General features: G+C 44.5%; 21 protein-coding genes. 9 read left to right on the top strand and 12 right to left on the bottom strand.

Features of this window, described 5'->3' with window-relative positions; all coding sequences use genetic code 11:
- Positions 1-20: 20 nt before the first annotated feature.
- The 3 genes from ACL934_RS12715 to ACL934_RS12705 all read right to left on the bottom strand — a co-directional run bounded on the left by ACL934_RS12715 (position 21) and on the right by ACL934_RS12705 (position 2,473).
- Positions 21-938, bottom strand: a complete 918-nt coding sequence (locus ACL934_RS12715; protein ID WP_374073918.1) for an HNH endonuclease signature motif containing protein — start codon at positions 936-938, stop codon at positions 21-23.
- A gap of 266 nt (positions 939-1,204) precedes the next feature.
- Positions 1,205-1,612: a GNAT family N-acetyltransferase gene (locus tag ACL934_RS12710; RefSeq protein ID WP_374073916.1), complete on the bottom strand. Its 408-nt coding sequence runs from the start codon at positions 1,610-1,612 to the stop codon at positions 1,205-1,207.
- Between the two features lie 39 nt (positions 1,613-1,651).
- Complete coding sequence (locus ACL934_RS12705) at positions 1,652-2,473, bottom strand: tetratricopeptide repeat protein (RefSeq protein ID WP_374073915.1); 822 nt, start codon at positions 2,471-2,473, stop codon at positions 1,652-1,654.
- Positions 2,474-2,536: 63 nt separating this feature from the next.
- Between ACL934_RS12705 and ruvC the strand changes: the two genes are divergently transcribed.
- Genes ruvC through lpxC form a run of 5 tightly spaced genes read left to right on the top strand, consistent with a single transcriptional unit; the run spans position 2,537 to position 6,558 of the window.
- A complete protein-coding gene (ruvC, locus tag ACL934_RS12700; RefSeq protein ID WP_374073914.1) occupies positions 2,537-3,055 on the top strand; it encodes a crossover junction endodeoxyribonuclease RuvC in 519 nt (172 codons plus the stop codon).
- Entirely contained in the window at positions 3,052-3,633 is a 582-nt protein-coding gene (ruvA, locus tag ACL934_RS12695) for a Holliday junction branch migration protein RuvA (RefSeq protein WP_413612361.1), read from the top strand. The genes ruvC and ruvA overlap by 4 nt, the downstream gene beginning before the upstream one ends.
- Entirely contained in the window at positions 3,630-4,622 is a 993-nt protein-coding gene (ruvB, locus tag ACL934_RS12690) for a Holliday junction branch migration DNA helicase RuvB (RefSeq protein WP_374073912.1), read from the top strand. Before ruvA ends, ruvB begins: the two co-directional genes overlap by 4 nt.
- Position 4,623: 1 nt before the next feature.
- Entirely contained in the window at positions 4,624-5,628 is a 1,005-nt protein-coding gene (locus ACL934_RS12685; protein ID WP_374073910.1) for an asparaginase, read from the top strand.
- A gap of 21 nt (positions 5,629-5,649) precedes the next feature.
- Positions 5,650-6,558, top strand: coding sequence for a UDP-3-O-acyl-N-acetylglucosamine deacetylase (gene lpxC, locus ACL934_RS12680; RefSeq protein ID WP_374073909.1), 909 nt, complete (start codon positions 5,650-5,652; stop codon positions 6,556-6,558).
- Here lpxC and ACL934_RS12675 read toward each other — a convergent pair.
- Both ACL934_RS12675 and ACL934_RS12670 read right to left on the bottom strand, forming a co-directional pair.
- On the bottom strand, positions 6,555-8,456 hold the full coding sequence (locus tag ACL934_RS12675) for a methyl-accepting chemotaxis protein (protein ID WP_374073906.1): 1,902 nt from the start codon (positions 8,454-8,456) through the stop codon (positions 6,555-6,557). The two genes, lpxC and ACL934_RS12675, sit on opposite strands and share 4 nt — an antisense overlap.
- 155 nt (positions 8,457-8,611) lie before the next feature.
- Positions 8,612-10,270 carry a hypothetical protein gene (locus ACL934_RS12670; protein ID WP_374073904.1) on the bottom strand — a complete coding sequence of 553 codons (1,659 nt, stop codon included), beginning with the start codon at positions 10,268-10,270 and terminating at the stop codon, positions 8,612-8,614.
- A 332-nt stretch (positions 10,271-10,602) separates the two neighbouring features.
- Between ACL934_RS12670 and ald the strand changes: the two genes are divergently transcribed.
- The 3 genes from ald (at position 10,603) to ACL934_RS12655 (ending at position 13,600) form a co-directional block, all read left to right on the top strand.
- Entirely contained in the window at positions 10,603-11,709 is a 1,107-nt protein-coding gene (gene ald / locus ACL934_RS12665; protein ID WP_374073902.1) for an alanine dehydrogenase, read from the top strand.
- 135 nt (positions 11,710-11,844) lie between these two features.
- The gene (locus ACL934_RS12660) at positions 11,845-12,888 is read left to right on the top strand and encodes a PHB depolymerase (RefSeq protein WP_374073900.1); all 1,044 of its coding nucleotides are present in this window, start codon (positions 11,845-11,847) and stop codon (positions 12,886-12,888) included.
- Positions 12,869-13,600, top strand: a complete 732-nt coding sequence (locus ACL934_RS12655; protein ID WP_374073898.1) for a patatin-like phospholipase family protein — start codon at positions 12,869-12,871, stop codon at positions 13,598-13,600. Before ACL934_RS12660 ends, ACL934_RS12655 begins: the two co-directional genes overlap by 20 nt.
- Here the strand turns inward: ACL934_RS12655 and ACL934_RS12650 are convergent.
- The 7 genes from ACL934_RS12650 to ACL934_RS12620 form a co-directional block, all read right to left on the bottom strand.
- A complete protein-coding gene (locus ACL934_RS12650; RefSeq protein WP_374073896.1) occupies positions 13,597-14,646 on the bottom strand; it encodes an alpha/beta hydrolase in 1,050 nt (349 codons plus the stop codon). The genes ACL934_RS12655 and ACL934_RS12650 overlap by 4 nt on opposite strands.
- On the bottom strand, positions 14,622-15,992 hold the full coding sequence (locus tag ACL934_RS12645) for a hypothetical protein (protein WP_374073894.1): 1,371 nt from the start codon (positions 15,990-15,992) through the stop codon (positions 14,622-14,624). The genes ACL934_RS12650 and ACL934_RS12645 overlap by 25 nt, the downstream gene beginning before the upstream one ends.
- Position 15,993: 1 nt before the next feature.
- The gene (locus tag ACL934_RS12640) at positions 15,994-17,958 is read right to left on the bottom strand and encodes a hypothetical protein (RefSeq protein WP_374073892.1); all 1,965 of its coding nucleotides are present in this window, start codon (positions 17,956-17,958) and stop codon (positions 15,994-15,996) included.
- Positions 17,959-18,084: 126 nt separating this feature from the next.
- Complete coding sequence (locus tag ACL934_RS12635) at positions 18,085-20,016, bottom strand: DUF4105 domain-containing protein (protein WP_374073890.1); 1,932 nt, start codon at positions 20,014-20,016, stop codon at positions 18,085-18,087.
- 77 nt (positions 20,017-20,093) lie between these two features.
- On the bottom strand, positions 20,094-20,432 hold the full coding sequence (locus ACL934_RS12630) for a DUF2388 domain-containing protein (RefSeq protein ID WP_374073888.1): 339 nt from the start codon (positions 20,430-20,432) through the stop codon (positions 20,094-20,096).
- A 180-nt stretch (positions 20,433-20,612) separates the two neighbouring features.
- Positions 20,613-21,344: a ComEC/Rec2 family competence protein gene (locus tag ACL934_RS12625; protein ID WP_374073886.1), complete on the bottom strand. Its 732-nt coding sequence runs from the start codon at positions 21,342-21,344 to the stop codon at positions 20,613-20,615.
- Entirely contained in the window at positions 21,341-22,243 is a 903-nt protein-coding gene (locus ACL934_RS12620; protein ID WP_374073884.1) for a ComEC/Rec2 family competence protein, read from the bottom strand. Before ACL934_RS12620 ends, ACL934_RS12625 begins: the two co-directional genes overlap by 4 nt.
- A gap of 315 nt (positions 22,244-22,558) precedes the next feature.
- On the opposite strand from ACL934_RS12620, the gene ACL934_RS12615 reads away from it, so the two are divergent.
- A complete protein-coding gene (locus ACL934_RS12615) occupies positions 22,559-23,086 on the top strand; it encodes a tetratricopeptide repeat protein (RefSeq protein WP_374073883.1) in 528 nt (175 codons plus the stop codon).
- Position 23,087: the final 1 nt, after the last annotated feature.

Below are 23,087 nucleotides of genomic sequence, written 5' to 3'. Positions count from 1 at the left end.
TCCCTCCGCATGAAGAACTTTTACCTCCGTAGCGGGTGTAAGCCGGATTGTTTTCTGTATCTAAAAACATTGTGTTCAGAGCAAAGAACTCTTAAATTCGATGGACTGTTGTTTCCATTCGCCCAAATCGGTTTAATATGATCAATTTCTAAAAACTTTTTGCTACCACAAACTCTATTCGTTTGTGGGTCCTTGTACTGGCAGCATTGATCACGTATGAAAATACTTTTCCGTAAATTCGGGCTAAGACTTTTTCTTTGTGTTTTCGCGTGCATCGTCTCTTTCGTTTTTTGCTCCTCTTTAAGGGGAGGTCGCTTTAGTTGAGTTCGTTTTTGAACTTCTTTCTTAGCAAGATAAGTGATGACCTCTGCCCATTTGTTGTCAGACACGCAGTGAGAGAGTAAGTCTTTGACTTGCTCCAGCAAAGCCATCTGCTCCTTAGAAAATGAAACGGTCAGAGTAACAGACTCATCACGATGAACCTTTTCTCGTTCCTCCTGAAAAATCGGAAGCGCCAGTTCCTGGGATAAGATCAACTCCGTTTGATCCTGCGTCGTATTTTCAATCTTAAGTAAAAGCTCTCGTTTTTCCTCGGTATTCACTTTGCGTGATTCGACCTTTTGGACGGCGCGAACTGCCTGTTGAATTTTAGAAAGTTGTGACAAATTCAAAGATCCATCTTCAATTTTAATAGAAATCTCAGGAACCTCGCGTAGTAGTCGTGCAGATTCAATTCTGCGAACGGCAGCAGAGGGACTATATCCAAACTCTTTCACCAAGAACTCATAAAGACTTGGATAGGCTCGCTCTAGATAAATCTTGCGAGTGTCAATTTCGGCAATACACTCCAAAACCAAATGAGTAATTTTTCTCTCTGTTTGTACCAGCTTTCCAAAACGATTCATCAGTTCTGAATTCGAAAGCATTTTAAGATTCATTTTTCACCTCCGCTACGGTTGTGATCCGTTTCGAAAGAGTTGTACCATGGTTTTTAAAATTCGCTTTTTCTACATTTTCCCAAATGAAAGTGTGATGCGAGAACTTAGAAAAACAGCGATGTAAAAGTCATGACAGGATCAATAGGAGGATTATGTAGGTTATGCACGAAGGATCGCGATGAAATCTTTTTATTTTGATAGAAAGGCAATTAAAACGTCAAAAGAAGCGTCAACAGAAATAACATTATCAAAATGAAGAAATCTAACTATAAAATTTTAATTCTGAAAAGCACACCCGTTCCGGTGGTGTAGTTTACATTCAAGAAGCCCGAATTGGTCATGACTTCTTCGAAGCCAAAAGCTTTGTGCATTTGCAAAGAGGCGAGATTCTCAGAGTTGGTAAATGAATAAAAATATTCAACCCCCATATTTTTAAGCCACTGCAACCGATAAGATGATAATGCTCTGGCGAAGCCCACGACTTCATTATTTACACAGGCAACGAAAATTTTTGAATTTGGGTTTGCTTCTAAAGCCTCGATCTCTTGCGAAATAAGCTTTGTGGTGTATTCGATTTCTGATTGAGGTCGCAAAGAAATATTTTGGGCGATTCCAGTTGCATCACTTTTTGCAACTTCCCTCACGATAATATTCATAGGAAATTGATGATTCATGCAATGCCCCAATTGAACTCGGAATTTTCTATTGTTAGGTCAAATCCCCTGAGAACGGTAAGTTTCGATATTGCGAAGCATCATATCGAGAACTTCCAACTTCTTTTCGCGCACCAGTTTGTCGCGAGGTTGAAGTGGGCGCAAAGGTGTGGCCTCATCCGTGTCGTTGTAACGAACTTGCAGGGTCTTCATGCGTCTTTGAATTTCCGGATGATCTCCAAACTCAATGCGCGTGTCTTTTAAAAGAGCATGGGCTTTTTCCAAATCATTGCGCACGATAAAGGCATCAATCAAAGAAAGCATGCGCTCCATGGCTTTGCTTGGAGTCGTTGGTTGAGGTGGCACCATCATCACAGGTTCTGATTTAGTTACAGGTGCCGGAGGCGCTTTATCGAAATGAACGTCGGGAAGTTTTGACATCGCAAATACTTCTTCGTCGTATTCATCCGCCGTCAAAGATTCCAACTTCTGAACCGCTTTTTGTGCGGATTGGGAATTTGGATTTAAAAATAAAACCATTTTAAAGGCTTTAAGAGCATCCTTCGGATTCTTGCTGGCAAGCTGAACTTCCGCCAACAATTGATGCGCTAAAATATTCTCGGGCGCCAGGGAAGTCGCTCTCTTTAAGGCATCCAGGGCTTTGCCCAACTGTCCCAGATCGCGCATAATCTTGGCGTAAGTGACCAGTCCGCCGACAAATTGCGGGTGGCGTTGAACGCCTGCAGTCACAACTTTTTGCGCCTCTTGAAGCATCTTCATTTCGCGATAGGCCTCAGCCAACGGCGCGAAAACCTGAGAGTTCGGATCTTTCTCAAGAATCAATTGGTACTTTTCAACTGTGCTCGCTTCTATTTTAGGCATGAGGAAATTCTAGAGCAGATTTATTGACTAAGCAATAGCTTCAGCTTCAAATAAGGGCGACGGATGGGTGTTTTGATGTCATTGACGATTCTCGGGGTAGACCCCGGTTCCCGCATTACTGGTTTTGGCGTCGTTCGAGTGACGAACGGAAAGATTGAGCATATCAATCACGGTGTGATTTTGCTTGATGCCGACCAAGCCTTTCCCCACCGCATGAAAGAACTGGGCTCTGCGTTCCGTGAGGTTATGGAGAAATACAAACCTCACCAAGTGGTGATTGAAAAAATCTTCTTGGGTAAAAATGCCGACAGTGCTTTTAAGCTGGGTCATGCTCGCGGTGTTGTGATGTACGAAGCGGGTTTGGGGGATGCGGCCGTTTATGAGTATGCCACTCGTGTGGTTAAAAAAGGCGTGACGGGGAGTGGCGGCGCTTCGAAAGAAGACGTGCAAGCTATTTTGAAAGCCGTCTTGAACATCAAGGTGATCAATCGCATTGACGCCTCTGATGCCTTGGCGATGGCTTGTCACCATGCCTTTGAATTAAAAAAGAAAGCGATTCTTGAGAGAGCGGTGAGTTTATGATCGGTTATTTGCGTGGAAAAATTATTGAAGTCTTAAATGACACTGCTTTGATTGACGTGCAAGGGGTGGGTTACGAAATCCATGCTTCTTCAAATACTTTGATTGATCTGCAATCTCTTTTGGGAAAAGACATCATCGTTTGGATTCACACTCATGTCCGTGAAGATGCTTTGAATCTTTTTGGTTTTCATTCGAAAGAAGAAAAAAATCTTTTCTTGTCTCTTTTGAAAGTGAACGGTGTGGGCCCGAAGATGGCGTTAAGCATTCTTTCAGGCGGTCGTCCGGCGCAAATTCAAGAAATGATTGAAGCCGGAAATGCCAAAGGCCTTTCAAGCCTTCCTAAAGTGGGTAAAAAAACCGCAGAGCAAATCATTCTGACCCTTAAAGGCAAATTGGTTTCTATCGAAGAAACAATCAAGGGAAAATCCGAAGCGCACACGCAGATCACATCGGCATTGCTCAATTTGGGTTACAAATCTCAGTTGGTGGATCAATTCGTTTCAACGTTGCCGACGGATATGTCTTTGGAAGAGGGCGTTCGTAAAGGACTGCAAACTCTTTCAGGGAGCTTGTCATGAGTCGTATTCTGGAAGGCGATCCGGTTGAAGGGGAAAAGAGTTGGGAAAACGAACTGCGCCCGCAGAAGTTTGAAGACTTTCCCGGTCAAACGGACGTTAAGGAAAAATTAAAAGTTTTCGTGGCGGCGGCCAAACATCGTGGCGAATCCTTGGATCACGTTTTGCTTTGTGGTCCTCCGGGGTTGGGAAAAACGACATTGTCGAAAATTATCGCCAACGACATGGGCGCAGAAATCAAAATGACCTCAGCGCCGGCCATCGACAAAAAAGGCGATTTGGCAGCGGTTTTGACTTCGCTCAAACCTCACTCGGTTTTATTTATTGATGAAATTCATCGCCTGAGTCGTCATGTGGAGGAGTATCTTTATACGGCGATGGAAGACTATTACATCGACATCGTGACAGGTGAAGGCCTGGGGGCGCGTTCGATGAAGTTTCAGTTGGCACCATTCACTTTGGTGGGGGCGACAACTCGTGCAGGACTTTTAAATCCGCCATTCCGAGATCGCTTCGGGATTGTGGAACGTTTGCAGTTCTATGATAAGGATGCTCTTCAACAAATTTTGATGAGATCCGCAGAAATTCTCAAAGTGAAAATGAATCATGAAGGCGCTGAAGAAGTGGCTCGTCGTTCCCGCGGCACTCCTCGTGTGGCGAATAGATTACTGAAGCGTGTTCGCGATTATGCCCAAGTAAAAGGCGACGGAACTATTTCAAAAGACATCGCTGTTTATGCTCTCAACCAGTTGGGAGTGGATCAATATGGTCTGGATCTTATGGACCGTCGTATTTTGAGCCTGATTCAAGAAAAGTATAACGGTGGCCCTGTTGGTATTGATACAATAGCAGCGGCCCTCAGTGAAGAGAGAGACACTCTTGAAGAGGTCTACGAGCCGTTCTTAATTCAAGAAGGCTTTATTCAAAAAACTCAGCGTGGACGTGTTATTACTGAGTTTGCGAAGAATACAGTATTAATGTCGGAGAAATAATATGGCTTCCAAGCAACCGTTGGTTGTTGAAGTGTTAAGGGGCCCGGTCGTGGAGTCCCTTCATAGTGTCATGGCCGTTGTCGTGAACGAGATCGGCAACGTCAGTCAGTATTGGGGGAATCCCCAGTTTTTAACAATGCCTCGAAGTGCAATTAAAATGCTTCAGACATTGCCCCTGATCGAATCCGGTGCCGCAGATAAATATGGTTTAGATGATAAGTTGATTGCATTGGCATGCGCCTCTCATCGTGGAGAGAAAGACCATCTGGCGGCTCTTCAGCAGTGGATGGAAAAAGTTTCGATCAAAGAATCAGCCTACGTGTGTGGTCCCCATCTTCCTTATGATGAGGCCAGTGCTCACGACATGATTCGTAAAGGTCAGAAACCCACCGTGCTTTGTAACAATTGTGCTGGAAAACATTCTGCCATTATCACAACATGCCTGCATTTGGGGGAAGACCCCGCGGGCTATGAAAAGTATGAGCACAATGCGCAGAAACGCCTGCGCAAAGTTCTTACTGAGACCATGCGTTTTGATCATTCAAAGACCGCTTATGGTGTTGATGGATGTGGAATTCCGACTTATGCAGTTCCTCTTCAATCCATGGCCGTAGGGATGTCTTCACTTATCAATCCCAAAGAAACTCCCGCGCGAAAAGCCGCAGCCGAGCGCATTTTGCGAGCTGTGAGGTCTTTTCCGTTTTACATCTCAGGCAGTGACAATTTCGCCACAGCTGTGATTGAAAAGTCACAGGGGCGAGCCATCGTGAAGGGCGGAGCCGAAGGTGTGTTCTGTGGAGTTCTTCCAGAAAAAAGAGTCGCCTTCGCAATCAAGGCCTCCGATGGTGCGAGTCGCGCGGCTCAGGTCGCGGCAGCTTCGTTATTACTCCAATTAGGCGGTCTCAATGAGACAGAGTTCAAAGCGCTAGCAAAGTACACTCAACCTTCGGTCACAAACTGGAAGGGCGATGTTGTCGGGCAAATGCGCATTGCGAAGATAGGCTAGTTAGAGTAATGTCTAACTAGTATGTTTTTACAGAAAACGATCCGTAAAAAGACAGTTGTTCATGGTATCGGGATTCACTCCGGTGACCCTTGCACTCTCACATTCAGACCGGCTCCGGCGGATACAGGTGTATACTTTATCCGCAACGATCTTCCAGGCAGCCCTTCTTTAAAAGTCACAGCTAAAAATGTTCAGGCGACGTCTCATCAAACTACGATTGGTGGCGGGGCTTTTTCAGTCGCAACTATCGAACACTGTCTTTCCGCTTTATCTGCTCTTCGTATTGATAATTTATTTATTGAACTTGATGGACCGGAAATTCCTATCGGGGATGGCAGTGCCCGCGATTTCTTAAAAGCTCTTTTGGATGTGGGTATTGTAGAGCAAGATCAGCCTCGCAAATATTGCTATATCACAGAGCCGATCTATTTTAGCGAAGGGGAAAAGCACGCCTATGTCGTCCCTTATCATGGACTTCGTTTGACAGTGACTATTGATTTTCCTCATCCAAAAATCGGAAAACAAACTATTGATCTGGATATCAACGAACAGTCCTTCGGCCGCGATGTTGCGGGCGCCCGAACTTTTGGTTTTATGAAGGACGTGGAGGCTTTAAAGTCTCGCGGTCTTGCTAAAGGCGGCAGTCTTGATAACTGTATCGTTTTAGATCATGAAGCTATCATCAATCCCGAAGGTCTTCGCTGGGAAGACGAGTTCGTTCGTCACAAAGCCTTGGATGCCTTAGGGGACCTTGTGACTTTGGAAATGCCGATGATGGGGCATGTGGTTCTTTATAAAGCCGGCCACGATGTGATGAATAAGCTTGTGAAGAAAATCTGGGATTCTCCGAACAGCTATCGCCATGTGGAGCTGGGTGCCGATATCTCTGAAGAAGTTCAAAGATACAACGGTTGGACCGTGCCAATCTAAGACAAGGCTTTTCTTTTAGTTGCTAGGAAAGGTCGTTTCACTTCTTCGTGCATGTGAAATATTTCTTTGATCTGAGACCTTTCCCCGTTAACGACGTTTTCAAGCTCGTCCGTCACTGTTTTTAAAGTTTGTGATTTGAGCATCATTACTTCCGCCGTCGCAGAAAGTTCTTCCGCCACGGAGGCATTGCCCTGAGAGGCGGAATCAATTTCGTTCATGGTTTTGCCAAATTGCTGAATGCCGATGTTTTGTTCGCGGGAAGCCTGAGAGATTTCTTGATTTAGGAACGCGATCTTTTCAATCAACTGAATCATCGATTTGATGGCGGATTCTGTTTCCTCTGCCTTCTTTGTTCCTAAACTTACGATGTCGGCACTTTTGGAAATAAGTTGGCTGATATTTTTTGCGGCGTCAGAACTGCGCGAGGCCAGGGTTCTAACCGCGTCGGCGACGACTGCAAATCCTTTACCTTGCTCTCCAGCACGAGCGGCTTCGACCGCAGCATTTAAAGCCAAGAGATTTGTTTGAAAGGCAATATCTTCAATGACCGTTGTGATCTCAGCAATTTCTTTGGAAGAGGCGTGGATTTGTTGAATGGAAACTCTGAGGTCAGTTAAAACATCGCTGCTGACCTTGGCTTTTCCTTGGCAATCTTGTGAGAGCAGGGCCGCATTCTCTGCGCTTTCATTATTTTTCTTAGTTACAGAAGAAATTTCTTCCATGCAAGCAACAGATGTTTCAATAGAGGCGGCGGATTCAACTGAGCCTTTTGAAATCGTCTGGCTGGCTAAGCTGACTTGCTCGCTGGAGGAAGCCACATCCACGGTGTTTTCAGCGATTCGTAAGGTGATACTTTGAATGCGTTTTGCTAATGAGCTTATCACGATCCAACATAGAACAAGGGCTATGGACGTAAAAGAAAACAGGCCGATTAAGAAATATGTGTTTGCGGAAATAAGGCCGGCAAATAAATCTTTGGAGTTGGCTTGAACCATAATACCCCATTTTAAGTCCGAGACGAATTTTCCGTGTTCTAAAAAGCTGTAACCAACAACTTGCTCAACACCTTCGCGGCGAGGATCAAAGCCTTGATAGACGCCATTGTTTTTTTTGCGAATGTTCTGGACGGGTTCAAAAGACTGTAAGTTTTTACTTTGCGGTTGCAGTGTTTTGTCATCTGAACTGAGCGTGATCTCATTTCCCTCAGGACCAATCAGCGTCAATAAAATTGAAGAGAGTCCTTTGGATTTGTGATTGTGAAAAGCGGAATTCAGTTCGTCTTCGACCCATTTGAAATTAGCACGATTGGAAAGAACTCCTAGGACCTTGCCGTGCGAATCTTTGACGATAGAGCTGAAACTGTTGGCGCGACGTTCTTCTTTGTAAACTTGTTGTATAAAGAAATCCACTTGTGGTTGTTCGACATAGGTTCCTTTAAATCCCTTGCCTGGATCATCCGTGGTTTGTCCGGCCATCACTTTTTGAAACCACTCCTGGGAGGAGAAGTTGAGCTTATACAGTCCCTGAGAGTCTATGGCCTGTCCTTTGGAATCTTGGTTGTTGACGGCCATCAAAGTTCCGTCGACAGAGACAAAAAGGATAAGATCGTAAATGCCGTAAAGAGCGACATAGGAATTCAGAGTTTCAGTGATACGTGCTTTGTCTGCGCTGGTGAGGACATCATTTTTGGCGAAAGCCTGAACATCCCCGTAGCGCTCATAAAACTGAGTAGCTATTGACGACGCCAGTGTTTCTGAATGCAGGTTGAAATTGTCGACGATATGTTGTCGCTGTGTCGTGAGGGATTTTTGGAACTGAATGTAATTGAATCCCTGAATACTGAAAATACAAAGTGCGAAAATCAACAAGAAACGTGCTTTAAGACTTAATCGCTTCATGGGCAACTCCTTTGCCGATGGTAAATGCATCGGTGAGTTCAGAGTTGCTCTAAAGCAAACTTTCATTAAACATCTATAAGCTTAGGAACCAAAAAACTTAAAATAAACGAGACGCGGGAATGAGCGTCTCGCTGCGGGAATGTGAGGAATTTGTCTTAACGTTGAGATTTGAGATAGCCCACGATATCAACGTCAGGTGGGGCGTCGATGCCTACTCCGCCTGGCATGGGACCCGTGATCTCTTCAAGAGAGTAGTCCATGCGGGCGTCATATTTACGCTCTGGTTGGTTGCGCAACCATTTTTCTTTTTCGTACCATGCACGTTTGTTGTCGTCGTCCGTGCAAGCGGCAAGTTCTTGCTCCATTCTTGCGCCCCAACGATTTTCGATACAGTGGTAAGGGTCAAAACTCATCGCAAAAAGTCTTTGGCGGGCAGCTTCCAAATTCATTCTTACAGTCAGACCATTTGTCGTCGTGTAAGAGAACTGACATGCTTGAGCTTTCTGGGCATACATCGCAAACAAGTCCGCAGCCAAGTTTCCGCCGGAATACTTGATCGCTGGATCTCTTCTTTTATAGCGTTCGATATTGGCTTTCGTTTGGTTGAGCAAATCAATAAACGCCACTTTCAAACGGGCATCACGAGATGGAGTTGCATAAGCTTCCCACTCTCCCTCGGCACCATAGATATTTGCTGGCAATTTTTCTGGATGAGGTTTCATGTAAACGCCAGAAGTGCGAGCCGCCTCAACAGCGTCCACACGGTCTTTTAAGCTCACGCAGATATCATCAGTTAACTGCGCCATATCTTTGATCGGATCAATGTGCAGATCACCTTGCATCAAGCTCATGCGAACATAGTCATAGAATGTGACTTGTTGGCCGCCGATGATGAACTTTCCTTTGCTCCAACCTGCAGAATCAGGTTGTGTGCCGTAGAATTGTTCAGTTCCGAAAGAAGGCAGTTGATAGTTTTGAGCCGCAACGATTCTTCCTCCGGTATAAGATCCTGAAAAATCCACTTTCGCATCAACCAATGCCAATGGACGGAAGTTTTTAAAGCCCGCACCTTGCGCAGGTTTACTGCGCACAAACTTCGGGGTGAACATCCCCATCGTCAAAGAGTTGTCAGGGTGAGCATCGATATAGAAAATACGACCGTCGTCAGCGACTTTATAAATAATCGCTACGTGTCCGTTGGGATCATAGATCACAGTTCCCGGGCGAATGCTGTTGCGATCAATCTTAGCAGGGTAGAAGTCCGTGAAAAGATCTTGATCCACATCGCCTGGCATACGGAATGTTGCAGAGAAGGTAAGGCCCGGAACGATGTCGTTCAGAATTTCAAGGGCATTAGGATAAGTGTTTTTGAAAATACCGTTCTTAGTCAGAACGTCATAACGTTTGTTCACGTAGTTACCCAGTGTCGTGTAACGAACGTCTTTAATAGTTTTAGGGTCTTGTCCCGGTTCCAAATTCGCTTTGACTTCGCTTACGATAGAAAACGGCAAACCGTTTTTCCATGCGAAATAGCCGCGAAGGTAATAAGGCAAATCCGCACAGTCGGCGAAATATTTAAGTCCCGCAGGGTCGGAATTATAATAAGGATTCGCAGAGCTCTGAAGGCAGTTGTCGACCTTCCAGCATTGGCGTTTTTCAACGGCTTCACCGATACGGGTCACGAACTCTCCGAACTGACGTTCATGCAGGTCGGTCCAAGTGGGCTGAGTGATACGCCATTGAGTGGCCGCAGACTGGGCCTGGGCTCCCAGCGAGGCTAGGACAACAAACGAGAGGGTGCCTAAGAACTTCATATTAAAATCTCCACGATTATATTCGGATGAAGCAGGAGCAACACCTCTGCCAAGGAAACAGGCAATAAAACCCCCTTTAATTGCATCTGAGCCCCCTTTTCCCCAAGAGCGCCAATATTCGCTAAACAAGAATGTAAAACGGTAAAAAGGTGCCAGGGGATATTTTGCGTCTACGCTGCGTTAAGCAATGACGCGCTATAGACGCAAAATATCCCCTGGCACCTTTCTGGGCGTTCGGAGCGTTGCTTTTTATTACCGATCTGGCATAGTTCCTGGGTTGTCAAAAATTGGGTTTAACAGACGGGGTTTTCTAGCCCCCGACAGGAGTAATCATGATTATCGGTGTTCCTAAGGAAATTAAAATTTCTGAGAACCGTGTTGGTATTACGGAAGCTGGCGTTCGCCAGTACGTGAAAGAAGGCCACACAGTTATCGTAGAAAAAGATGCGGGTGTTGGTTCTGGTATCAGCAACGAACAATACGAAAAAGCTGGTGCGAAAATCATCGACACTAAAAAAGAAGTGTATGCGAAAGCAGACATGATCCAAAAAGTGAAAGAGCCACTTCCTGACGAATACGAATTGATGAAGGAAAACCAAATTCTTTACACTTACCTTCACTTGGCAGCAGAGCCGAAGCTTACAAAAGTTCTTTGTGAGCGCAAAGTGAAAGCAGTTGCTTACGAGACAATCCAACTCGACAACGGTTCATTGCCATTGTTGACTCCGATGTCTGAAGTTGCTGGTCGTATGGCGACTCAAATCGGTGCTTTCTACCTACAAAAAGATCATGGTGGAAAAGGTATCTTGATGGGTGGTGTAACGGGCGTAAAACCAGCTAAAGTCACTATCATCGGTGGTGGTGTTGTTGGTACGAATGCAGCGAAAATGGCTGTAGGCCTTGGCGCTTCTGTAACAATCCTTGATGTGAACACAGCCCGCTTGGAATATCTTGATGATATTTTCCAAGGTCGTTGCATGACTTTGTACTCTAACGCAAAAAACATCGAAGAATCAGTCAAAGATTCTGACCTTGTTGTTGGTGGCGTGTTGATCACTGGTCACAAAGCTCCGACTCTTGTTTCTAAAGAGATGATCTCTTCTATGAGCAAAGGCTCTGTTGTTGTTGACGTCGCAGTTGACCAAGGTGGTTGTATTGAAACTTGCCGCCCAACTTCTCACCAACAACCAACTTACGAAGTTGATGGAGTGATCCACTACTGCGTGCCTAACATGCCAGGCGTTGTACCAAGAACTTCTACTTACGCTTTGACAAACGTCACTGCGAAGTACGGTTCAATGTTGGCGGCAATGGGCGTTGAAGACGCTATTGCGAAATCTCCAGCATTGTTCAAAGGTTTGAACGTGTACGGTGGTTACGTATGTTACGAGCCAGTAGCACGCGACCTTCACATGGAATACAAACCATACAAAGGTTAATTTTTTAAGTTTCTACTCTAGAAATCTCAAACGCCCGCAGTCAAAAATGCGGGCGTTTATTTTTGCAAATGCCACCGACTGTATTGACAAGTAAATCCTCTCGGCGAACACTTGGGAAAATCCTTGGAGGTTTTTATGTCGGCGATTCTTGCTTTATTGGTCACGAGTGTTTTTGCCTCTCAACCCCAATTACCTCTTCCAGCCCCGGGGCCAGTACCCAATCCCGGACCTGCAGCTCCCTTGGGCTCTTGGAAAATTGATCGCAATACCATTTCTATTTCCGGTGTATCTTCTGGCGCCTATATGGCAGTTCAGATGGGAACGGCATTTTCAAAAGATATTTCCGCTGTTGCCAGTGTGGCAGGGGGAATTTATTGGTGTTCAGAAGGGGATTCGCAGAAAGCGCAAAGCCGCTGCATGGGACAGCCGCAGGGAATTAATTCCGAAGTGCAAATCGCCCAGGCTCGAAAATTATCTGATGAGGGGCAGATTGATTCTGTGACCCATGTTGGCCGTCAAAAAGTTTATATCTTCGCAAGTCCCAAAGACAGCGTCATCAATCCGCTCAACTCTGAAAAACTTCAAGAGTTCTACAATGCATTTGTAAATCCGTCGCAAGTGACCGCTGAAAAATCAGTAGCCTCCGCTCACGGGTTTCCGACACTGAATTCAGGTAACGCCTGCGGAATGGGATTTTTACCGTGGATTCTAAAATGCAACTTTGATCTTGCAGGTGAAATTTTAAAATCTGCCTACGGACCGTTGCAAGCGCGTGGAAGTGCGGACCCCAAAAACCTTTTTAAGTATTCGCAAAAAGAATTCGGCGATGAAAAGACACCTCTTTATAAAGAGGGCTGGGTCTATGTCCCTCAGGAATGTCAGCAGGGAAATCAATGTCGTTTGCACGTAGCTTTGCACGGTTGCCAAATGAATCCGGATTTTATCCAAGATAAATTTGTGAATATGGGCGGCTACAATGAGTGGGCAGAAACAAACCGCATCATAGTACTTTATCCGCAGTCAGCAAAAATTCAGAAAGACAATCCTTACGCATGTTGGGATTGGTTCGGTTTCACAGGCCCGAATTATATGACGAAGTCGGGTGCTCAGATGACGGCGCTAAAGAGCATGATTGAAAGAGCAATTCAGGAAAGTTCGCGTGCAAATTCGGCGTTCTGAGTTATTAAAGCAGTCCCCCTTTTCGCTGAGCTTATCTTCGGGTTTTTTCGGTTTCTTTGCGCATGTGGGCTTTGTCGAAGCTCTTGAAGAAAATGCTTTAGCGGCCCAGGCGCTTAGCGGAAGCAGTGCTGGTTCCTTGGTTGCGGCGGGGCTGGCTAGTGGATATTCTGCGAAGGATCTGAAAAAGATTTTTTTAGGAATAACAAAAAATGATTTTTGGGATCCTGCCCTGGGGTGGGGATATTTACAGGGGCAAAAGTTTGAACAATTGATGAGTAAATACTTCGTCTCTTCGTTTGAAGAGACGAAAGTCCCTTTGTATATCTCGGTTTTTAATATTCAAAAAAGAAAAACCGAAGTGGTGACGACGGGAACGATTGCTGTTGCTTGCCGCGCCTCTTCAGCCGTTCCTGTGTTGTTTCATCCGGTTCGCATCGGACAGCATCGCTACTGGGATGGAGGAATTCGGGACCGGGCGGGGCACAAAGGTGTGAGTGAAAACTCACTCACGCCAGTCATTCATTATCTGCATGCAGACGGATGGATGAGTCGTCTGGAAGATCGATATCTTTATAACAATCTTCATCGCCAGAAATATTTCTTTAAAACCCGCAGTCCCTTCAAGATGGGGCCAGACCGATTGGATCGGGGCGCTGAGGTCATCGAGCATTTCCGCGTTCACACAAATAAATGGCTGGAAGAGAAAATTTAATTTAGGAATTGTATAAGGACCGATTTAAAACGGCTCATGCTAGGACCATTCCAGACGGCATCAAATCCGTGAGTTCCATATTTAAACCGCAGAAAAGTACACTCTAGATTGTGTTTCTTTAACTCTTCAAAGTAGCGTTGGCTTTGTTTGACGTTAACAACGGGGTCGTTTTCTCCGTGAACCAGCAAGACGGGAGGCATGTCTTTGCCAAGAAGATGGATCGGACTTAATTCTCTGTAAAGAGCCAAGCCGTCTTTGAGATCTTTCCCCACAATCTTTTGCATCCAAGTATGTGTTTTTAAAACGTCCTTGTTGTCGCTTTCAAGATAAAGATTTTCAAGATCCGTCACCGGATAGAGGGCAATCACTTTCTGAACCTGTTGGGGCCATTTTTTCGCTAAGTGCAGGGCTAAGTGGCCGCCGGCAGAACGGCCGTAGAGGATGATCTTTTTGTCGCCGTAATTGTCGAGTATTGACTTAAATGTATTCTCAACTTCAAGAATAACTTGGCTTAAAGTAAGTTCCGGATATTTTTTGTAGTTGATAGAGATGACCTCAATATTTTTCTCATTTAAAAGACCAGCAATAGAAGTGAGCTGGCTGGCATCTCCATGTTTCCAGGCGCCACCGTGGATGTGGATGCAGATTCTCTGCGGATGACTTGTCTCGAATTTCAAATGTTCAGACCAAGTTTTCGCTTGAGGATTGAACTTAAATGGCCAAATAAAGCGCCCCACTTTATGAAACCAAGAGCGAACCTCTGTATCATCTGAACGCGAATCAGATGCTATTGCTCCCGAAAAATAAACTGTGCTTTTTCGAGCGAATAAATAGTAAAGCAATGGGATAAAATAAAGAATGAAAGAAAAGTCATAGACGGCAAGAAGAGCGAAAACCAGAACTGCGATGGAAATCCACTCCGTGACAACAATTTGCAGAATCCAAAGCCAACCCCAGCAAATTCTCTTTGCCGGGATAAAGACAAGCAGAAACCAAACAGTCGATAAAATGTGTAATGCGGCTAAGGTATAAATACTTTCGAGCATGATCTCATCTCTAGGCCATAGGGTATTTTAGAGTGAGGGACTTTGTCCAAGTTAAAAACGTCAATTTGAGTATTTCCACGGTGAGAGTTAAAAGAGTTTTCTGCTTGGAGTCGTTTTGTTTCAATCCAGACATCCGGCTGACTTTTGTCAATCGGGTTGCTAGGAACTCTTTCGATGAACTCCATTTTAACTTCAGGTGCAATCGCATTTGTTGCGGAAAGATGTTCAATAATGTTTGTCTTCATTTGAACCAAGAATACCGGAACTCCTGAAGCCTCCAATTGAACGGCTAATTTTCTAGCAATAACAAAAGCCCCTTCTTTAACCGTCATCGGCATTTGTCCCCCGGTGTAAGGAAGCATGCCTTCGGGATAAACGGCAAGGCTGACGCGATCCTTGTTTTTGTTAACTATGTTTTCAGTCAATAGATCTAAACTTTTTTGAACGGGATTTGATTTAGGATCGTTATCGACGACAAAGACAACGTCGCCAGCTTTTTCTGGAGGAGGAATAGGATAGACCGACTTTCTCGTCATTGTAATATGCTGGTCACTGCCAAGTTGCACAGAGACGTTGCGGGCTAGAGCAATGTCCATGAGTGGTTGGTCGTGGTTGCCAATAAGAATAAATACGGCTTTTTTATTTTTATCCAACTCGGCCTTGATGTTGGAAATTCCTTTGTACTGATACTTTTGTCCGTCGCGCAGAAAGTTTCTTTCATCCAGTGAATCCATTAATTCTGATAAAGACGCGCGAGTGCAGAAGCCTGCTACAAGTTTACAGATTGAGGTTGGAAGTTTCTGTCCGGCTTGGAAAACCTGGCTGATTCCCATAGAGGCTGGAACCTCGATGGATTTGCCTTCCTTTAAATCGCTGGAAATGGTGTTCAGTTTTTCAATAAGTTTCGTCGTTTTTTGGGAAAGTCTATAGGAGCCTGGTTTGTTGGACTTCAAAAAATCATGAAGGTGAATGAGCTGACGGTGGATTGCCACAGAAAGGTTCGACTCGGAATAGACAAGAGCTTTTCTGTCTTCTTTGGTCGCGGTTTTTTCAATGAAGATCTTATTATAAAGACTTTCCATTTTTTGGATTTCAGACCACAAAGTGTTTCTTTGCATCTGAATCGCCTCTTCGAGTTGAAGTCGCGTCGAAGAGTCTAAATTATACTGACTTTGTACGTGATCAAGGAAGGCTTTGAATTGATAGTCTGTCAATCGCCCGAATTGATTCATCTTCTCGAAATATTTATAAGAAGAACTGTGGCCGGCGACGTTGTTTGAGTCCGCTGACGCGAAAGAGAAAACTTGGAATAGTGCTATGGCTATAAAAATAATTAATTTTTTCATATCACTTCTCCATAGAAAGCAGGAATTCAACTTTTTTAATTTGCTCGCCAAGGATAAGGTCGAAGCTTCCCCATTCAGGTTTATAAAGAGCTTTATCGTTCAAGTGAACTTCAGCCGAAGAGAAAGTCAAAACAGAAGGGCTTTGAGCTAGATCTCTCGTCACTCTTGAAAGTTCTCCTCTCACTGTGATACCTGACTCATACTGAATTTCTACTTTTTGATTTGCCTGCAGTGAGTTCGCCGTCACCAATTGACCGTCAGCCATTACGGATTTGATTTTACCCACAGGCGACGAATATCCTTGAGCATGGACATTTATGTCTTGGCCTGGGATCACTTCATTGGCGCTATCCACAAGTCGTGCTTTGCCAGAGAACTGAAGATAAATAGGTTCACCTTGTTGACTGTAAATAACTTTCGAGAGAGTGCCATCAACACCATTTCTTTCAGTGCTGATGCGAACCAGGGCCCCTGACTCAATAGCTTTATTGAAAACAGAAGTTTGAGTTTTGGTTTGTGTATGGCTCATAGGGAACCACTCTTCCCAGTTTTTAATTTTTACCGGATCCTTCTGAAGAAGTTGTTTTTCAAGAGGAAGGCGTTCGGTCCAAAACTCAGTAAGAATTTCTTGAGCCTTCTTAGTGCTCTTAAACCAGTCTTTAAATTCAGGGTCTTGTTTCGCATTCTTTTTATGCCATAAGAAGGCATAGTACACGGACATGCCATCTTTATGGTGATTCAGGAACATACTTGGAGTGAGAGGCACGCCAACGTCGTGGTGAGTGTAGAAGTGATAGTGTTCCAAGGCCGCTTTAATATTTGGGTCTTGAACTGAGTTTTTCATTTTCAGAAAGTCGGCTTGCCATTTTTGTTGAAGCAAAGCCAAAGTTTCTTCTTGTTTCGGAGTCAAGTTTTGTGCCTTTTGGTAGGCGTTCACCTTCATGTAGCGGTCCGCTTCGTGACGAACGTCATGCATCCAGAATAAACCACCCGGGCGGTTGAAGCCATCGGCCGGAACTGGAGTGTTTGTTGCGCCAAGGAAGTGAATTTTATGAGGAAGCACATGCAAGAATGCAGATGATCCCAAAGCGTATACGGAAGGAATAATAACGAATTCTAGAGAATCTTTTCTTTCGAAGGCATCTCTGAAGGGAACTTCAGCAACGCGGAACTCATGGGCAATACGGCCACTGCGAACTTGAATGATAGGGCTGCCTTTGGATTCGTAGAGACGCAGTTCCGCGTCAATATTAAGTCGGCGGTAACCGTGCATAGCCATATCAATATATTTTGCTACCTGGTGGTAGGCTCCCAACTCCTTGAATTGGAAGAATCCGCGAACGCGTGAATAGTAATATAAAGTGTAAACGGTATCGCGATATGGATAGCTATTGCTATTCACCATGGTGTCGATATCGTTTTGGACTTTATTAATGTATTGCAGAACCTTTGTAGTGGTTTCAACTTTTCCAGATCTTTTACCAAGCAGCATATGGGAAGCCTTGTTAGCAAAACTTCCTTTTTCTTTTTGTAGTTCGACGATCAATTCCTGACGGAATTTTTCCAAATCGGCTCTGATTTCTTTCATTGTCGGAGCGGCTTCGGGGAAGTCAAAGAGGCGCGGATCTTCAGGTGTGATCTGCTTTTGCGTTTCAAATCTTTGCTTCATAGTTTTGACAAAAGCTTCTGGATCTTTGAATACGAATTCTAATGACGGATAACGTTTGGCAAGGATGTTATTTCGTTCCTTGTAGTTCGTCTCTAAACTTTCGCGAATCTCTTTAAGAGTCCCGATTTTACTGACCTTCGCAGCACTCAGGGCTGAGGCTCCGCCTTCGGCGAGGAAGAGTTCAGCACACTGAGGGCCTTGTGCTAAAGCGGAGTAAGGAACTGTCGCCGTAAAGAGGGTCGCGACGACAAGTTGGGCTGAAAGAAACAGTTTGAATGAAAGTTTATTTTTTTTCATATAACAGGTTTTAGTTCAATGTTCGCGCCAAGACCCGTTTGGCTTATATTGAACTAGAGCTGTCTATGGATTTGACAAAGGCCCTAATTTATCAATGATTTTCGTATGATGCCTCAACATGAGACATTAAATCGCCTTGATAAACGTCAGACCGAAAGCCGTATTAGCTTTGATTTGATCCAATTCACGTTGTTGCTCTGGAGAAATCAATTGCAGCATTTGAGCTTCCGCTTGGCTATAAACCATGCCGCCTTGTGATTGGCTCTGACGAGCACGCTCTTCCAAAGTCACCCAGTCTTGCTGCGAAGGCAGACCATATCCTGGAGCGCCAACGAGGAACGCAGAAGGTTGCGAGAACATATTGCTGATCTTAAGAATATTTTCAGTCACTTCAACGACGTCAGACTTTTGATTGTTCTTTTTCGCGGTTTTCATGTCGTTCAAAACCCACTTCTGTAAAGTCGTGTGAATATTAGCAAGAACAAAGCGGTGAGCCGCTGTTTCCAACATCAAAAGAGCCGCAGCGGATTTCAAACGCTCTTTGCCCGTCAGACGGTTTATGCCTTTATAAACAGTGCCACGATCTTTAGCGGAAAGTTTTAAAAACTCCATAAAATCTTTGTAAGGCAGACGCAACGTCTTTTGAAGGACCGCATAGGTCATATCATAACGGGATCTGTAAGAGTCAAAAAGGTAAGCGTCTTCAATCGCCTTAAGACGATTGTTAAACATCGAGTTGTCAGCAAGTTTTCTTCTGACCAATTCTTTTTCAAGGCCCATTGGTGTTTTGATAGAGGCATAAATCAACTCCGGTCTCCACACAGAAGCCTGAAGAAGATTTAGACTTTCCGTTGCACAGTTATTAGAAACGAAGTAGTACTTACCGTCATAACTCCAGTGAGTTTCAATAGCGCGAGTCACGAAATGAGCAAGTTCAGTGCGAGTCAAATTCAACGGAATGCTCTTAATGTCGCGCATTTCTGTTTTATTGTACTCGTCAATCACTTGCGACAAAGGCACAAAGAACAAACGGGACGGGTAAGAACCGTTCAGACCTTTAAGCGTGTTGATTTGAATGCCATTTACGAAAGCTCGGTAAGAAAGAATGATATGCTCATTCACGTCTTTCATGCACTCGGGCCCTACAGTTTTTCTTTCCGGAGAACAAATCACCAGGCGGAACATCGAGTGACCCCAGCCGCTGGACATGTCTTCGCCTTCGTCTGCCAGGAAATAGTGAACTTGGTAAACGCGGCTCAAATCAATTTTCTTAACGGGGTTCTCGTTTTCTTTGTAATTCGGAACAACATAAGTCAAAGGAGCATCACACTTCACACCTGGAAATGGATCATGGCGGAAGTGTGACTTATAAAGACGCGCCAAAGTCGGGCGACGGCAAGCGTATTCAGGGTCAAGAAGGAAGTACTCCATGTTGACGGCAAAAGACTCTTCGTGATCCGTGAGTTCATAGATGTCAGGGCTGCGATGTTTCATCCAGCTCTCGTCGTCTCTGTCAAAACCTGCAATCAAAAGGAAGTACGGATTTTGTGAGAAGCTTCGATTCATATTAATATAGGGCGCACATTCCGGTGTTCCACGATTGCGATTTCTGTTGTCGTCATCAGTATTGCAATAGTTGATTTGTGCGTATTCTGCTGAAGAGTGCACGTTCTCATGGTCATAGGCGTGGGCTGTTTCGTGAAGAACTGCCGCCAGGATTTCTTTATAAAGAGTTTTATGAGTTCTGTTTGTCGGTGTCGCCAAAGATTCACCGCGAATGACTTCTTTAATCACCGTGCGATCTAAATAAATACGGCCACGACGATACAGAGCCATGGCATCTTTGTTCTTAGATTTTAAATCCGAAATTTCAACTTTAAGATCTTTTTTAAGACTTTGCTTCAGAGTCGCCGGAAGCAATTTGGAAGCTTTAGTAAACAGAGTTTGTAACGCGGGACGAGCCGCCGGAGTGATACTTTTATCTGAGAGATCGTATCCAAAAGCGAAAGCCTGCACTGTCAAAAGAAGATTGAGTGAAAGTAGAGCTATTAATTTCATAGAGAACTCCTTTCAACGAACAGTGGAGGGAGATGGCGGAGCGAGAAGTGAGAGAGGATGCTCCGCCAAGAAGTAAATTACATTTTCAAGATGCCTTGAGCGATATCAAGATCAGAAGCTTGCAAGGCTGGGTTTTCAGCGCGGATAGCTTCCAAAGCTTTTTGAAGAGCAGCACCGCGAATAGCAGCGTCAGAAGCTACGAAAGTAGCAGCGTCTTCTTTTGCAGCCAGAACTAGCTTGTGAGTATTGCCAGAGATCGCAGCTGAAGTTCCAGCTGTACCCGCAGATGTCAAAAGAGGGATCGCCAAGATAGAGTCCACTGTGCTTGTTACAGAAGCAGAGTAAACTTGAGAAATCTCAGTAGCTTGAGCGATTGTAGAAGCAAGCAATAGACCAACAATAACCATCTTTTTCATAGGAACTCCTTATGTTTGTTTAGATAAACGTTCTAATTAGGTTCGAAGCCCTTTATTCATGTTCCGTGCCGAGGGTTTCTCCCCTCTAAATTGTTTAATCGACCTCCTATGTTGTTAACAGCATAGACAGAGACGCCCAAAAGCGGTCTCGTTTGGAATACATAAGCGCTCCCATACCGTTTAAAAATAGCTTTCGATCCATATATTTCCCCAATCTTCCGTGCGTAAAAGGGGAATGCGCGCTTTTGCAAGGCGAGCCTCCGTAGAGCTATGAGGATGCTTGTAGCGGCTCCAGCGGGCTGAGCTGATGCTTAATTTTAAATGAGGTAAAGATCTTAAGAGATCTTCAGAGGTACTCGTGGCACTTCCGTGATGACCTAAAATCAAAACCTGACTCTGTGTTACCCACGGAAGAAAACGCCAGATTTTTTCTTGCGAAGATGACGAATCGCCGGGAAGTAAAACATTGCCAAAGCGGACGACATGGCTTTGATCGTTGGATTTAGCCTGCCGTTGTGGAGTCCACGACAGTAGGTCTTCAGGAAGACTTTTTTCACACGCAGAAAATGATTTAAGAAGAGCCATCTTGCGAGCGCTCGACTTGCCAATAGGACGAAGAGCGATACAGAGATTTTTTAATCGGGAACGCAGAGCTGGTTTAGAGAGGGCGCCGATGTGATCCCAATCCCAATGGCTTAGACTCAAAACGTTTTGCTTTCCTTCGCAAGAACGAAAAATCTTTTCCCATGGAAAATATTCTCCTCCGGTATCGAAATGATAGCAGTGGGTGGGAGTCACGGCGGTGACCCATTGTCCTTGTCCGACATTCCAAACCACCATGTAAGAGTGGGATGAAATATCTTTTAATAGACTGGCACTTAGGCTCAAGACAAGAAAGACAAAGTATTTCATGGGGAGTCCTTTCCCTGCCACAGGCGCAAACGCAAATAGTGAAAGAACACATGCCAGATCAGAATCCACATCCACAAAAATGCGGTCGAGGGAGTCGACCCTTTGACGATTTCAATGGGTTCAGACAAAGCGGGGAGAACTTGCATAAAAAAGTTCATCACGCGATCAAACAGAAATAAAAAAGGCGAAAGAACGACCGCGAGAAAACTTAAGGGTAAGAGCAAATACGCAATTAATGGCGCTAAAAATAAATTATAAAGAATGCTTAACGGGTGCAGGCTTCCCAGCCCCCACAGAGGAGCACTCATAAAAAAGAAAATCGCAAGCTGTGATAAAACAGTTCTCGCAAAGGTGTTTTTAACTCGAAGAATCGAACTCCACGACAAAGCAAGTGCAGCACACCAACTCATTTGCAAAGAGAGGGAGTCCCACCAGGACGGAAACAGAATCAGCGTCAGGAAGCCTGTGGCGAGCACTGCGAGATCATTGGGGAGGTAAACCCTCCGTTGGTGGAGAAGTTCGCGTGTGGAGAATCCTAAGAGCGCCCGAACTGCGGGAGCTTGCCAACCCACGGCAAGAGAATATCCGCCGAGAAAAAGAAATCTTACAAGGACTGGAATTCTTAAAATGCCTAAGAGTTCATCAAGCAAAATCAGGTGAGAACCCGAAACAACGAAGATGTGAATCAAAGAAGTTTTGCTAAGATTTTTCTTCAATTCTTGATCTGTGATTTTTTCGCCACAAACTAAAGATGCTAACGAAGCGAGATGTTGTGATTTCTTCGGCAGAATCTGTAAACATTTTTCGTGAAAAACAGAGGATGTTGCTGATGTGTTTATAAGCAAAGAGTTCGGAAGTGGTGTGCTTAAGCAGAGAGCAAGGAAGAGTAGAATAATCATAGTTCTCAACACTTAGCAAATTTCATAACGCACCCGATTTCTAAAATAATCTGTCATCGGGTCCGCGCGTCTCCTGTGGGCGGATTTTAAGATCTGACATTTTTACGCTGAATTACAGGGCATTAATGTTGTAATACACAGTAAAATCAAATATTTAAGATGTGCACAAGTTCTATGCAAATCGCTGAAAGCCTTGAAAATGAACAGGTCCAAGGTCTAGCATTACAATAACTCAACATTTTATGTGGATAACTCCTGCTTGTTTGCACTTCTCAATGCGTGTCATACTTGAGAAAGATCACGAGGTGTCGAGAGATGAAGCAACTTAGACTATTAGCAGCAACGGTCCTTTTAAGTGTTCCAATGAGCGTACTGGCAAAACCTGCCGCACAAGCACATAAACAATCTGCGAAGGAATTAAGTCAACAATCTCTTCTGGTGGAGCTCACAGGAAAAGATCTTTCGAAAGAAAATGACATCACCTTATATGCTGAAATGGTGAGCGCTTATCAGAACGATGATGAAATTGCATTTAAGAGTCGTCTGCAAAGTCTTCTCACAAGATTTCCGCAAAGCTCCTACGCCGACAATGCCTTGTTCTTAGCAGGCCGCATGGCGGTAGATCACAACAACTACGCAGAGGCGATTAAATACTTTGCGCGAATTGAAAAAGATTATCCTCGCAGCAACAAAATCGGAGCTGCGAAATTTGCAAAAGCCATGACTTATAAAAAAATGAATTTGCCGGATTTTGCAAAACGCAACTTGCAAGAAGTGCGTGTGAAATTCCCGGGCAGTCCTGAGTCTTTCCGTGCTGATGCTGAACTAAAGATGTTTAAATAAC

It is taken from the genome of Bdellovibrio sp. HCB-110 (genome assembly GCF_047323225.1).
GTDB lineage: Bacteria > Bdellovibrionota > Bdellovibrionia > Bdellovibrionales > Bdellovibrionaceae > Bdellovibrio.
Note: the sequence above shows the minus strand (reverse complement) of the source record. Positions and strands in the feature narration are given on the sequence as shown.

What these genes read in the sequence shown, in the direction of transcription:
- ACL934_RS12715 (WP_374073918.1), bottom strand. Translation starts at nt 938, where the DNA reads ATGAATCTTAAAATGCTTTCGAATTCAGAACTGATGAATCGTTTTGGA.
- ACL934_RS12710 (WP_374073916.1), bottom strand. Translation starts at nt 1,612, where the DNA reads ATGAATCATCAATTTCCTATGAATATTATCGTGAGGGAAGTTGCAAAA.
- ACL934_RS12705 (WP_374073915.1), bottom strand. Translation starts at nt 2,473, where the DNA reads ATGCCTAAAATAGAAGCGAGCACAGTTGAAAAGTACCAATTGATTCTT.
- ruvC (WP_374073914.1), top strand. Translation starts at nt 2,537, where the DNA reads ATGGGTGTTTTGATGTCATTGACGATTCTCGGGGTAGACCCCGGTTCC.
- ruvA (WP_413612361.1), top strand. Translation starts at nt 3,052, where the DNA reads ATGATCGGTTATTTGCGTGGAAAAATTATTGAAGTCTTAAATGACACT.
- ruvB (WP_374073912.1), top strand. Translation starts at nt 3,630, where the DNA reads ATGAGTCGTATTCTGGAAGGCGATCCGGTTGAAGGGGAAAAGAGTTGG.
- ACL934_RS12685 (WP_374073910.1), top strand. Translation starts at nt 4,624, where the DNA reads ATGGCTTCCAAGCAACCGTTGGTTGTTGAAGTGTTAAGGGGCCCGGTC.
- lpxC (WP_374073909.1), top strand. Translation starts at nt 5,650, where the DNA reads ATGTTTTTACAGAAAACGATCCGTAAAAAGACAGTTGTTCATGGTATC.
- ACL934_RS12675 (WP_374073906.1), bottom strand. Translation starts at nt 8,456, where the DNA reads ATGAAGCGATTAAGTCTTAAAGCACGTTTCTTGTTGATTTTCGCACTT.
- ACL934_RS12670 (WP_374073904.1), bottom strand. Translation starts at nt 10,270, where the DNA reads ATGAAGTTCTTAGGCACCCTCTCGTTTGTTGTCCTAGCCTCGCTGGGA.
- ald (WP_374073902.1), top strand. Translation starts at nt 10,603, where the DNA reads ATGATTATCGGTGTTCCTAAGGAAATTAAAATTTCTGAGAACCGTGTT.
- ACL934_RS12660 (WP_374073900.1), top strand. Translation starts at nt 11,845, where the DNA reads ATGTCGGCGATTCTTGCTTTATTGGTCACGAGTGTTTTTGCCTCTCAA.
- ACL934_RS12650 (WP_374073896.1), bottom strand. Translation starts at nt 14,646, where the DNA reads ATGCTCGAAAGTATTTATACCTTAGCCGCATTACACATTTTATCGACT.
- ACL934_RS12645 (WP_374073894.1), bottom strand. Translation starts at nt 15,992, where the DNA reads ATGAAAAAATTAATTATTTTTATAGCCATAGCACTATTCCAAGTTTTC.
- ACL934_RS12640 (WP_374073892.1), bottom strand. Translation starts at nt 17,958, where the DNA reads ATGAAAAAAAATAAACTTTCATTCAAACTGTTTCTTTCAGCCCAACTT.
- ACL934_RS12635 (WP_374073890.1), bottom strand. Translation starts at nt 20,016, where the DNA reads ATGAAATTAATAGCTCTACTTTCACTCAATCTTCTTTTGACAGTGCAG.
- ACL934_RS12630 (WP_374073888.1), bottom strand. Translation starts at nt 20,432, where the DNA reads ATGAAAAAGATGGTTATTGTTGGTCTATTGCTTGCTTCTACAATCGCT.
- ACL934_RS12625 (WP_374073886.1), bottom strand. Translation starts at nt 21,344, where the DNA reads ATGAAATACTTTGTCTTTCTTGTCTTGAGCCTAAGTGCCAGTCTATTA.
- ACL934_RS12620 (WP_374073884.1), bottom strand. Translation starts at nt 22,243, where the DNA reads ATGATTATTCTACTCTTCCTTGCTCTCTGCTTAAGCACACCACTTCCG.
- ACL934_RS12615 (WP_374073883.1), top strand. Translation starts at nt 22,559, where the DNA reads ATGAAGCAACTTAGACTATTAGCAGCAACGGTCCTTTTAAGTGTTCCA.